This window comes from Nitrosovibrio sp. Nv6 (genome assembly GCF_900110495.1).
In the GTDB taxonomy this organism is placed as follows: Bacteria; Pseudomonadota; Gammaproteobacteria; order Burkholderiales; family Nitrosomonadaceae; genus Nitrosospira.
Genome location: NZ_FODX01000002.1, coordinates 315,584 through 327,262, shown reverse-complemented (window position 1 = coordinate 327,262; position 11,679 = coordinate 315,584). Strand labels below are relative to the sequence as shown.

Here is an 11,679-nt window from a genome sequence, read left to right as displayed (position 1 = left end):
CCGGACCGATAGTTCTGCCTTCGGGCGCGTCTGCAATAAAAATCTACCCTGAAAAGGTTCTCGCAATGCAATGGGAAATCGTTATCGGTCTTGAAGTCCATGCTCAACTTTCGACCCAGTCGAAAATCTTCTCCGGCGCTTCGACCGCATTCGGCGCCGCACCCAACGCAGAGGCCTGCGGGGTTGATCTGGCACTGCCGGGCGTGCTCCCGGTATTGAACCGCGGTGCGGTTGACCGCGCGATCAAGCTTGGTCTTGCGGTGGGGGGGAAAATCAACTCGCCATCCATTTTTGCGCGGAAAAATTATTTTTATCCTGATCTCCCCAAAGGCTATCAGATCAGCCAATACGAATTGCCGGTGGTTGAGGGCGGCAGCGTCCGGATTCAGGTTCGTCAGGATGGAGAAGAGCGCGAGAAAATGATCCGTCTTGTCCGGGCACACCTGGAGGAAGATGCGGGCAAGTCCTTGCATGAGGATTTTCACGGCATGACCGGCATTGACCTGAATCGCGCGGGGACCCCTTTGCTCGAGATCGTTTCGGAACCGGATATGCGTAGCAGCGCCGAAGCCGTGGTCTATGCCAAGACATTACATTCGCTGGTGCGCTGGATCGGCATCTGCGACGGCAATATGCAGGAAGGCTCGTTTCGTTGTGATGCCAACGTGTCCGTGCGTCACCAGGGAGCAGACCGCCTCGGTACGCGCTGCGAAATAAAGAATCTCAACTCGTTTCGCTTTCTTGAGAAGGCTATTGATTACGAGGCCAGACGCCAGATCGAGATCCTTGAAGACGGCGGAACCATACAGCAGCAGACCCGTCTCTACGATCCGGACAAGGATGAAACGCGTGCGATGCGAAGCAAGGAAGACGCGCAGGATTACCGGTACTTCCCCGATCCGGATTTGTTGCCCCTTGAAATTTCGGGGAGCTGGATCGCGGAGGTAAAGAGCGGGCTACCTGAACTGCCGCAGCAAATGCGAACCCGCTTTGAGCGCGACTACGGGCTTTCCGCTTATGACGCATCAACTCTGACAGCCGATCGGGACATTGCGGGATACTATGAAGCGGTCGTCGATAAACTTCCTTCCGATCCCAAGCTTTGTGCGAACTGGGTAATGGGCGATATCTCCGGCTATCTCAATGACCAGGGAAAGTTTTTCGATAACTGCCCGCTGTCTCCCTCACAACTCGCGCAACTCTTGACGCGCATCAAGGACGGCACCATCTCCGGAAAAATCGCAAAGGAAGTATTCAGGCAAATGTGGACCAAGGTTCGTGAGCAGTCGGCGACGTGGAAGAGCCGGAATTCGGAACTGGAGGAGAACCTCGCCGATCAAATCATCGAAGCGCAGGGATTGAAGCAGATCTCCGATTCAGGCGCTCTGGAAAAACTGGTCGGCGAGGTAATCGCAGCCAATTCGAAATCAGTGGAAGAATACAAGGCCGGCAAGGAGAAGGCCTTCAACGCCCTGGTCGGGCAGGTGATGAAGGCCGCCAAGGGCAAGGCGAATCCTGCACAGGTGAATGAGATATTGAAGAAAAAATTAGCTGATTGATCAAGTGTAGGTTGGGGTGAGGCACGAACCCCAACATATCTTATCCGTATTAGAAATAAATGTTGGGATTCCTTCCTAATCCCGGCCTGTCCGAAGGATGAGATGCATGCGCTACCGGCGCGCTAATGTGAAAGGTGGGACATACTTCTTCACCGTCAACTTATTGGAGCGACGCCGAACGTTATTGGTGGATCATGTGGATGCGTTGCATGAGGTTATTCGGGAAGTCAGGGCCAGGCATCCATTCCAAATCGATGCAATGGTAATTCTGCCCGATCATCTGCATGCGCTTTGGACGATGACCGAAGGCGATGCAGATTTCTCGATGCGCTGGATGTTAATCAAGGCAGGATTCTCGCGTCTGATCCCGAAAGGGGAACCGTGCAATGCCAGCCGGCAGATGAAAGGGGAACGCGGAATATGGCAAAGACGCTACTGGGAACACTTGATCCGTGACGACAGGGATTTCGCGAGGCATGTAAATTATATTCATTACAACCCCGTCAAACATGGCCATGCGCATAAGGTGGCGGATTGGCGACATTCGACCTTTCACGAGTACGTGCAGCGCGGAATTTATTCGTCGGAATGGGCTGGTGCAATTACCACCGACGCTACGGGTAATGGGTTTGGCGAATAACCGGAGTTGCTGGGGTGCGCTGCGCTTACTTCAATCTACCTCCTGTTTAATGTGATACCCAATAGATTGTTACGCTGGGATGAACGTTGGGGTTCCTTCGTCACCCCAACTTACGGCCCTAACCGCAATCTTCATAATTAGTCTTTGGGAGATATCTATAAATTCACGCTGCGTCCCCCATCCACAGCAATAATCTGACCGGTTATATATGGCGCATCGGCGATGAGGAAGGCTACCGTTCTCGCGATATCATCCGGCTCGCCCGTTCTTTTCAGCAGCGTCCTGTCGATGATGTGCTGACGCGATGCCTCATCCGCCCACTCGCCTTGCTCCGGCCACAGAATAGGGCCTGGAGAGATGCCATTCACCCGGATTTCCGGCGCAAGCTCAAGCGCCAGGGATCGGGTAAGGGAGGCCAGGCCACCTTTTGCGGCATTGTATACCACATATTTTTTCAGCGGCCACTCTGCATGAATATCCACGATATTTACAATGCAGCCGCGTTGTGCGCTGAGCTGTAGCGCCGCGGCCTGCGACAGAAACAGGGGAGCCTTCAGGTTGCTGCCGATAAGATCATCCCACATCTTCTCGGTAATTTCCCCCAATGGAGTGGGAAAAAAGCTGGAAGCATTATTGATAAGTGCATCAAGTTTTCCAAAATGCTGCACGGCCTCATCAATTAAATCGGGTAGTCGTGAAATGTCGAGCAGGTCGGCTTGCACTAATGCTGCCGAGCCGGGCCTGGACTGATTCAGCTCGGCCTGTAACGCCCGCGCTTCCTCCTCGGATGATCGATAGTGTATGGCCAGATTTGCTCCTTGCGCATGCAGTCTACGGCAGGTGGCGGCGCCTACCCGTCTAGCTCCCCCGGTGATGAGTATCACTTTCCCTTGCATCGCTATCTCCTCTACACTTGCTCCCCTAGACTCGTGAATCCATCGATTTTCATAACTTGTACAGAGTAGCATAGAGCCAATGCAGCCACTACCATCACTGCCTTTACCAACTGGAGCCGCCCTCGAGCATAGCCGCGCAGTAAGAGAACTTATTCAAGCTGAAGTCGCTTCTGCTGGCGGCTGGATTTCATTCGAACATTACATGAGGCTGGTGTTATACGCACCCGGGCTGGGTTATTACAGCGGCGGCGCAGCCAAATTTGGCCAGGCGGGAGATTTTGTCACCGCACCCGAAATTTCCCCATTGTTTGGGAGGGCGGTGGCACGGCAGGCCGCGCAGATAATTGAACTCGCGGATGGCAGCGGCGACATTCTGGAATTCGGAGCAGGTACGGGTAAACTTGCGCTCGATTTACTGCTTGAACTGGAAAAACTAGGCAGGTCGCCGAGAAATTATTTTATTCTCGAAACCAGCGCGGAGTTGCAACAGCGGCAGCGGCAAATATTCGAAAATTTCGCACCGCACCTTGCTTCGCGGGTTGGCTGGCTGAAACAACTGCCTACGGAATTCAGTGGACTGATGCTGGCCAATGAGGTACTTGACGCCATGCCTGTGCATCTTGTGGTATGGCGTGGCGCTGATCTGTTCGAGCGAGGCGTGACATCCGATGGCGGCGAATTCAGGTGGAGCGACCAGCCGCTTAAAGCAGGACAGCTTTTCGAGGCGGCGTGCAGACTAAATCCCCAGATTGATTCGGGTAGAGATAATATTAACGAATATCTCAGCGAGATTAACCTTGCCTCCAGGCATTTCATGCTCAGCCTTGCCGATATTTTGCAACGGGGCGCCATCCTCCTGATTGACTACGGCTTTGGACGGGACGAGTATTACCATCCCCAGCGGAAGATGGGAACACTGATGTGCCATTATCGCCATCATGTCCATGACAATCCCTTCTATCTGCCGGGCTTGCAGGATATCACCAGCCATGTCGATTTCAGTGCTGTTAACAGCGCTGCCTCGGATGGAGGGCTGGAGTTGCTGGGGTATACCAACCAGGCATATTTTCTCATCAATTGTGGAATTACCGAAATTCTGGCCCAGACCCCGGCAGAAAATGCAAAGGACTATTTGCCGCTGGCGAATCAGGTGCAAAAGCTGTTGAGTCCGGCAGAAATGGGTGAACTATTCAAGGTTATTGCCTTCGGCAAGAATATCCGCCACGCTCTTACCGGATTCGTCAGTGGAGATAAAAGCCGTATGTTGTAAAACAACCAGCGGTACTCGTCATGGGACAGACGATGGGTGGTTGCAAGAGCGTAGTCGTGGGCGCGCCACAGTTGTGGCGCGATCTGTGCGGCAGCTCACTCGGGTTTTTCCTCCGACGTGCTATTATTGGATGAGCTTGATAAGAGGTTTTGGGAAAATTAGAAACTGAGGTGTGGGAGAGCAATGCTATGGCGACTGTAAGGCAATTACTGGAAGGCAAGGGATTCGAAGTGGCAAGCATCGAGCCGGACAAGTCCGTATATGACGCCATGAAATTGATGGCTGCCAAAAACATTGGCGCATTGCTGGTGCTACAGAATGGAAAATTGGCCGGTATCCTTACTGAAAGGGATTATTCGCGGAAGGCATACCTGCTGGATAAATCCGCGAAAGACATTCAGGTAAAAGAACTCATGACCTCGCAGGTGGCGTATGTGAGTCCTGACTATACGGTCGAGGATTGCATGGCATTGGTTACCGAGATGAGGGTGCGCCATTTGCCCGTGCTTGAGAACAATGAAGTGTTGGGCATTATTTCCATTGGCGATCTGGTCAAGGATGCAATCTCGGGACAGGAATTCATTATTCATCAGCTCGAACGTTACATATATGGAATTCGCTGATTGAAATACCCGGTGCCCGGCATTTGCGATCTTTCTTCCGCCGCATCGCCGCCGACCCGGATGTTGCCGCTGTAATGACGCGCCTCGACTTCTCGGGACTGCTCAATAACGTCCGCAGCGATTTGCCCATCATCGGCGAAGGAGTGGAAGCAAAGCAAGAGGCTGTGCTCGGAAGTTCCGTCTCGATCATGTCATCCGATTCAGCTAGCGTGACAGCGCGGTGGAGGTAAGAAAACTTCCAAACAGAGTCAAAACAAAGCGTAGAGAATTGTAGCTCGATCTCGTTGTCCTACCCTTTCTGAGCGAGATATTCTTGAATCAGGCAAGTTCGATGCGTCGCTGGCCTTCTACAAGTGTCACGTATTACTTAAAATTGCCCGAGTTACCCGAGTCAGGTCAGCACCCATAGAGCGATTCCTGATGTCTGGGAGATGTCCAATTGCCTTCTACCCCCTCTACCTTTTGAATGCTTTAGCGAGTAGACTTTTCGAATGCCACGCGTTCCAACAGAAGTAGAAGTAGGAAAAACAGTCTACGGCTTTTATCAGCGGACACATGATCATGAAGCCTACTGATCTTCCGCCCAATTTTTCTCCCGATTCGCCGAGCGTCGAAATAAGCGCCAAAATAAGCGCGGAAGCGAACCTGTGCGTCTCGTGCGGTCTTTGCCTGCCCCATTGCCCCACCTATCGCATCACACAATCGGAAGCCGATTCGCCTCGTGGGCGCATCGCCCTGATGAGCGGGGTTGCCGGAGGGCGCATTCCGATGAATGAACGCTTTGAACTGCATATGGACCGCTGCCTTACGTGCCGCGCCTGTGAGGCGGTCTGCCCGAATCATGTACGTTTTGGGCAATTGATGGATGGGGCTCGTGCCATGATGGCATCCTCGCCACCCGATCTCCTGAGGGAAAAAACGGGGATGCGGAAACCCTGGTTTCGAAGATGGGTGGAACGGGAACTGGTCGCAAAACCAGAACGCATCGACGCGTTGCGCCCGCTCTTCCGTTTCTACGAGGGAAGCGGTTTGCAGAAATTGGTGCGTAAATCAGGCTTGTTGCGGCAAACAAAACTCGCCCTGCTGGAGGCGCAGTTGCCACATGTCGACAAGCCTTGCTCGTTGTCAAGCGGAACGAGTAATAGTCGATCATGGCAGGGAATTTACCCCTCGATCGGCAAGTCACGCGGAGATGTAGGTTTATTCCTCGGTTGCGTAGCGCGGCTGACGGACGCTCCGACGCTTAACGCGACAATATTGGTACTTAATCGTCTGGGTTATACGGTGCATGTGCCGCCCACGCAAACCTGCTGCGGCGCCCTGCACCAGCACGGCGGTGATATGCAGGCGGCGGCGCAACTGGCGCGTGAGAATACGAAAGCTTTCGATGGGTTGAATTTGGACGCGATTATCAGCACAGCGTCAGGGTGCGGCGTGCAATTGGCGGAGTATTCCTTCTTCCCGGCATCGCAACCGTCAAGAAAATCCACTCCAGTACAACAGCAAGCAAGGCAGGATGACTTGAAAGGCGGACCGCCGCCCAAGGTCATGGATATCAGCGCGTTTCTTGCGGTAGCTGAAGGATGGGATGACGTGAAGCTGGCACCCTTGCCTCACAAAATCTCTGTGCACGAGCCCTGCAGTCTGCGCAATGTGCTACGGGGCGCAGCCCATCCATACACGTTATTGAAACGCGTTCCAGGCGTGCTGATCGAACCGCTTGCCGGGAACGATCAGTGCTGCGGGGCGGCCGGAACCTATTTTCTCGACCAGCCGGAGATGGCGAGCGTGCTGCTGCGTGATAAAATTGGTGCGTTGAACGCGAGCGGCGCGAGGTATCTAGCCACCTCCAACGTGGGTTGCGCCATGCATATTGCAAGTGCATTGCGCGAAGCAGGCTCAGAGATTGAAGTGGTGCATCCAGTGACACTTGTAGCGCGGCAGATGAATATACGATCCTGAAACATCGCTCTTACCGCTCTTATCCGATATTATTTTCATAGTCGCCTGAGGACTTACCATGCCAAATCTGGATAAATTCATCATCAGTTTCGACCATGCATTGCGCACTCTGCTGACGCCGGCACAAACGCTGCGGCCTGTTCCCGGTACTCAATTGCCCGAGGCCGGATTGGATGATTCGGAGAAACATGAGTCTGCCGCTCTGATGCGCATCAATCACACCGGCGAAATCTGCGCGCAAGCGCTGTATCAGGGACAGGCGCTTACCGCGCGTAACGCGGAGGTGCAGCACACGCTGGCGCAAGCTGCGCGGGAGGAAACAGAGCATCTTGCCTGGACCGAGCGGCGCATTGCCGAACTGAGCGGGCGCAAGAGTATACTAAATCCGTTATGGTACGGTGGATCGTTTGCCATTGGCGCCCTGGCGGGCGTACTTGGCGATAAATGGAACCTTGGATTTCTCGCCGAAACCGAACGTCAGGTCACGGCCCACTTGGCTGGGCATTTGAAGCGCTTACCGCATCACGATGAAAAAAGCCGCGCCATCGTCGCGCAGATGCAGATCGACGAAGCCGGTCATGCTACCTCAGCCATGTCGCACGGTGGCGTGGAATTGCCGATGCCTGTGAAGCTGATGATGAACCTGGGATCAAAAGTGATGACGGGAACCGCATATTGGGTTTGAACGAAAAATTTGACCGAAAGAAAATTTTCACGCCTCCACGATTTCAAAGTCGTGGGTCAGTTTCGCGGTTTTTCCCAGCATTATAGAAGCTGAGCAATATTTCTCCGCAGAAAGAGTGATCGCCCGCTCTATCTGTTGAGGATTAAGTTTTTTGCCGGTCAGGATAAAATGGAAATGAATTCGGGTGAATACCTTGGGTTCTTGCGGAGCCCTCTCCGCCTCTATTTCCACCTCGCAATTGCTGATGTCCTGGCGGCTCTTTTTTAGAATCAGCACAACGTCAAAGGCCGCGCAACCGCCGGTCCCCATCAACAACATTTCCATCGGACGCGGACCGGAGTTTTTACCGCCGGCTTCTGGCGGCCCATCCATCAGCACCGTATGACCGCTGCCGGACTCAGCCAGAAAACTCATTCCATCCTTCCATTCAATGCGCGCTTTCATGCTGTTCCTTTCCGAGGATTTGAAGCGTTATTTTAATATCGTTCTGGTGAACAAAGAGTTCGCAGATTAGTTCGTTTTTCCTGGCAGCAAATAGTCAAAAAATAAACGATGGGTATCAATGACTTGCAGGAGAAAGCAGACTACGGTGGTGGCAATTCTCATGATGCACGCAAATTATACAAAGCAATAAATATTTGAAAGTACGTGAAAGTACAAGATGAGAGCGGGTTCCGGGGCCGTGAAGAAGGGAGGTTTCAAAGCTGATCTGAAACGGGAATCAGCCGATACCATAACAGGCCGATGACCTCATGGAAGAATAAACTGCTTCTTAGCAGCGCTCCAGCCGTCGGAATGAATGCGAATATATCCGTCTTATATCGCGTAGTGTATGCAGTCGCCGCGGGAATAACCTTAAACCCCGCCTGCTCGAACTCTCTGGCCGCCCTCGGCATATGCCAGGCATGCGTGACAAGCGCGATACGGCTGACCCCGTCCCTTTTGAGTATCGCAAAAGTCTTGTACGCGTTTTCACGGGTGTTGCGCGAAGCGCCCTCTATCCATTTAACCGGCACCTGAAATTCTCTTTCCAGCACCGTTTTCATTTGAGCCGCTTCAGAAGAGCTATTGCCGACCGGTGCCCCACCCGTCGCCAGTAGAGGTTTGCCTGTGAGGCGATGCAGCCGCGCGGCATAACGGACGCGCTCGAGTGTATAACGGCCCACCGTATCATTGCCATATTCCGGGGCGTTGTAGTATGTACCTCCGCCCAGCACGACAATGGCCTCAACATCATTATCGGCGGGGCTGTGCCTGGGGCGTGTTTCCAGTTTTTGCAACAGCGTGTCAGCCACAATTGGAGTGGACTGGAGATAAAACAGCGCCAGCATCGTGACCATCAGCCCCTTGCCCAGCCCCGGCCGGGTCTTCAGAAGCAGAATCCCCGCGGCGCTCAATAGAATAAGATTGAACGGAGGGAGTAGAAATGCGCTTGTCAGGTTAGTCGCAAACCAGCTCATGATTTGATTCGCGAGTAAGGCCCCAAAACGTACTTTTATTATTCGGCATAAAACTTGTGCGAGGAGACGGTTACCTTCCTGGCATAACGTTTGCGAATGGGGAATAAAAAAGCCGGCGCGGCAATGCGTCGGCTTTTTTCAGATTTAACCCCCAGTTATTATTTGAGCGTTAGAATCCACTGTACCAAAGCTTTGGCATCAGCCTCATTGACCTTTGCGTTCGGTGGCATCGGAACCGGGCCCCAAACTCCCTGGCTTCCTTTCTGCACTTTTACTGCCAGACTGTCCACGGCCTTCGCGTCGCCCTTATACTTGGCTGCGATATCCTTGAGTGCCGGCCCGACCAATTTCTTGTCAACGGTGTGACAATTCAGGCACCCGCTTTTTTTTGCCAAATCGGGGTTCGCTTGCGCGGTACCTACCGTTAGAAGGGCTGATGCCGCAACCATTCCTATCCAGACAGCTTTCATACTTTCTCCTTTTATCCGATTAATTTATAGAAAGGGGACCTATCTTACCTTGAATTTCGCAGACACGCAGCAATTCCCGCAAGTCGGAGATCTCCGGTAGGCATTTAACGCCGTGGCAGACCCAGGCGTTGACAGCATTATTCACTGCTGCTGGTTTACTCAGACTCGGCGGCAGCCCAACAAGTTCCGAGGGCAACACAAGCACAAGGGTGTAGGGGGAACTGCACCGCAACGCATTTTCCCATTCCGTCAGGGCACGCGCTTCTCCACGAAGGATGATAATTTGCGGCGGCGTCAGCGATTGCTCCAGCGCTGCAAGCAGGCTACAAGAGGAACTCGTGTAGCGGGATATGGTGGGAAAGAACAAGCCCAGGGTACGCTCTGCCGCTTCCAGATAACGGGACTCGCCCAGCAGATAACCCAGCCGCTGCAGAGCGTACACCGCCACGCCATTGCCTGAAGGCGTGGCGTTATCATGGCTCGGCTTGGGGCGATGAATCAGCTTTTCATGATCATGGCTGGTAAAGAAAAAACCCCCCGCCTGTTTGTCTTCGAATTGCTCCAGCAACACATCGGCCAGCGCAATGGCAAAATCCAGATCATCCTGGCGGAACTCAGCCTGCATCAGTTCCAGTAAACCGTCCAGCAGAAATGCATGATCGTCCAGATACGCATTGAGATGGGCGTTGCCATCCTTGTAAGTTGCCAGCAGGCGGTCATTCCGCCATAACGTAGCGCGAATGAAATCCACCGCCCGAGCAGCCGATTGTATCCAATCATCGCGTCCGAATACACGACCCGCACGCGCCATTCCCTTGATCATCAGGCCATTCCAGCTGGTCAGAATTTTCTCGTCACGACCCGGATGCACGCGCAGTTCGCGCTCGGCGAACAGTTTTCTGCGCGCCGACGCAAGTCTTTCCCGGGCTTCCTTCTGGCTGATACCAATACCTTTGGCAATTTCCTCCAGCGGTTCGGTCACTACCAGATTCCAGTGCTTGTGTTCGAAGTTTGGACTGCCCATGAGACCGTAATGTGGCGCAATGACGGCATACTCTTCCGGTGACAGAATTTGCGCCAACTGGCTGCGATCCCATACGTAGAACTTGCCTTCCTCGTTTTCCGAATCGGCATCCAGTGTCGAATAGTAACCTCCGCCGGTTCCGGCTCTGCCTTGCGGTTGCATTTCGCGCATTACCCATTCGGCTGTTTCCTCCACGATCCGTTTGAACAAAGGATTGTGAGACGCAAGCCATGCATCGGCATAAAGCCGCAGCAACGGGCCATTGTCATAAAGCATTTTCTCGAAATGTGGAATGTGCCAGTACTGATCCGTACTGTAGCGGCAGAAACCCCCGCCCAACTGGTCGTAGATGCCCCCCTCCGCCATCTTTTGCAGGGTATGGGTTGCCATTCGCAAGGCTTCGTCATTACCTGTCGCAAAGTAACGGCGCAAGCAAAATTCCAGTTCCGTGGGGTGAAGGAATTTTGGCGCATCACCAAAACCGCCATTTGCGGAATCGAACCGGTTCTTCAACTCCGTTAGCGCCTGATCAAACGGCTGCACCGAAAATTCCGGCGTCACCGTGCTTTTTGATGGCAGCATGTTGGCAAACGACTTCAGCAGCGACGCGCTTTGACGCTCGATCTCTGTACCGCGAACATGATAGGTCTGGGCCACGCGCGGCAACAAATCGAGAAAGCCGGGCAAACCATGGCGCGGTGTTTTGGGGAAATACGTGCCGCCGAAGAACGGCTTTTGATCGGGCGTCAGAAACAGGGTCAGCGGCCAGCCACCGCTGCGTTGGGTCAGCATGTAAAGGGCTATCTGGTAAATCTGATCAATATCAGGGCGTTCCTCTCGATCCACCTTGATGTTGACGAAATTCTGGTTCATCGCAGCAGCGACTTCCGCGTCTTCGAAGCATTCGTGCGCCATGACATGACACCAGTGGCAGGCTGAATAGCCGATGGAAAGCAGTATCGGCCTATTCCGAGAACGAGCCAGCGCCAGCGCTTCCTCCCCCCATGGATACCAGTCCACAGGGTTGTCGACGTGCTGAAGCAGGTAGGGGCTGGTTTCGGTGGCGAGATGGTTGGGCATGGGCGATAGT

General features: G+C 53.5%; 12 protein-coding genes. 7 read left to right on the top strand and 5 right to left on the bottom strand.

Annotated elements, in window-relative coordinates:
* Positions 1–65 precede the first annotated feature (65 nt).
* Together gatB and BMX66_RS08170 are read left to right on the top strand one after the other, a co-directional pair.
* The gene (gene gatB, locus BMX66_RS08175; protein WP_090881098.1) at positions 66–1,559 is read left to right on the top strand and encodes an Asp-tRNA(Asn)/Glu-tRNA(Gln) amidotransferase subunit GatB; all 1,494 of its coding nucleotides are present in this window, start codon (positions 66–68) and stop codon (positions 1,557–1,559) included.
* 106 nt (positions 1,560–1,665) lie between these two features.
* On the top strand, positions 1,666–2,199 hold the full coding sequence (locus BMX66_RS08170) for an REP-associated tyrosine transposase (RefSeq protein ID WP_090880709.1): 534 nt from the start codon (positions 1,666–1,668) through the stop codon (positions 2,197–2,199).
* A 155-nt stretch (positions 2,200–2,354) separates the two neighbouring features.
* Here the strand turns inward: BMX66_RS08170 and BMX66_RS08165 are convergent, their stop codons facing one another.
* Positions 2,355–3,095: a pteridine reductase gene (locus BMX66_RS08165; protein WP_090880706.1), complete on the bottom strand. Its 741-nt coding sequence runs from the start codon at positions 3,093–3,095 to the stop codon at positions 2,355–2,357.
* Positions 3,096–3,174: 79 nt separating this feature from the next.
* Here BMX66_RS08165 and BMX66_RS08160 point away from each other — a divergent pair, with 79 nt between their 5' ends.
* The 5 genes from BMX66_RS08160 to coq7 all read left to right on the top strand — a co-directional run bounded on the left by BMX66_RS08160 (position 3,175) and on the right by coq7 (position 7,635).
* Positions 3,175–4,365, top strand: coding sequence for a class I SAM-dependent methyltransferase (locus BMX66_RS08160; protein ID WP_090880704.1), 1,191 nt, complete (start codon positions 3,175–3,177; stop codon positions 4,363–4,365).
* 188 nt (positions 4,366–4,553) lie between these two features.
* The gene (locus BMX66_RS08155; protein ID WP_090880701.1) at positions 4,554–4,988 is read left to right on the top strand and encodes a CBS domain-containing protein; all 435 of its coding nucleotides are present in this window, start codon (positions 4,554–4,556) and stop codon (positions 4,986–4,988) included.
* 23 nt (positions 4,989–5,011) lie between these two features.
* Complete coding sequence (locus tag BMX66_RS08150) at positions 5,012–5,218, top strand: hypothetical protein (protein WP_090880698.1); 207 nt, start codon at positions 5,012–5,014, stop codon at positions 5,216–5,218.
* Between the two features lie 331 nt (positions 5,219–5,549).
* Positions 5,550–6,950 carry a (Fe-S)-binding protein gene (locus BMX66_RS08145; protein WP_090881095.1) on the top strand — a complete coding sequence of 467 codons (1,401 nt, stop codon included), beginning with the start codon at positions 5,550–5,552 and terminating at the stop codon, positions 6,948–6,950.
* Positions 6,951–7,008: 58 nt separating this feature from the next.
* Positions 7,009–7,635: a 2-polyprenyl-3-methyl-6-methoxy-1,4-benzoquinone monooxygenase gene (gene coq7, locus BMX66_RS08140; protein WP_090880695.1), complete on the top strand. Its 627-nt coding sequence runs from the start codon at positions 7,009–7,011 to the stop codon at positions 7,633–7,635.
* Positions 7,636–7,662: 27 nt separating this feature from the next.
* Here coq7 and BMX66_RS08135 read toward each other — a convergent pair whose 3' ends face one another.
* From BMX66_RS08135 to BMX66_RS08120, 4 genes are all read right to left on the bottom strand, one after another.
* Complete coding sequence (locus tag BMX66_RS08135) at positions 7,663–8,079, bottom strand: OsmC family protein (protein ID WP_090880692.1); 417 nt, start codon at positions 8,077–8,079, stop codon at positions 7,663–7,665.
* Positions 8,080–8,333: 254 nt separating this feature from the next.
* Positions 8,334–9,095, bottom strand: coding sequence for a YdcF family protein (locus tag BMX66_RS08130; protein WP_090880689.1), 762 nt, complete (start codon positions 9,093–9,095; stop codon positions 8,334–8,336).
* Between the two features lie 158 nt (positions 9,096–9,253).
* On the bottom strand, positions 9,254–9,565 hold the full coding sequence (locus BMX66_RS08125; protein ID WP_090880686.1) for a c-type cytochrome: 312 nt from the start codon (positions 9,563–9,565) through the stop codon (positions 9,254–9,256).
* Between the two features lie 19 nt (positions 9,566–9,584).
* Complete coding sequence (locus BMX66_RS08120; protein ID WP_090880684.1) at positions 9,585–11,669, bottom strand: thioredoxin domain-containing protein; 2,085 nt, start codon at positions 11,667–11,669, stop codon at positions 9,585–9,587.
* Positions 11,670–11,679: the final 10 nt, after the last annotated feature.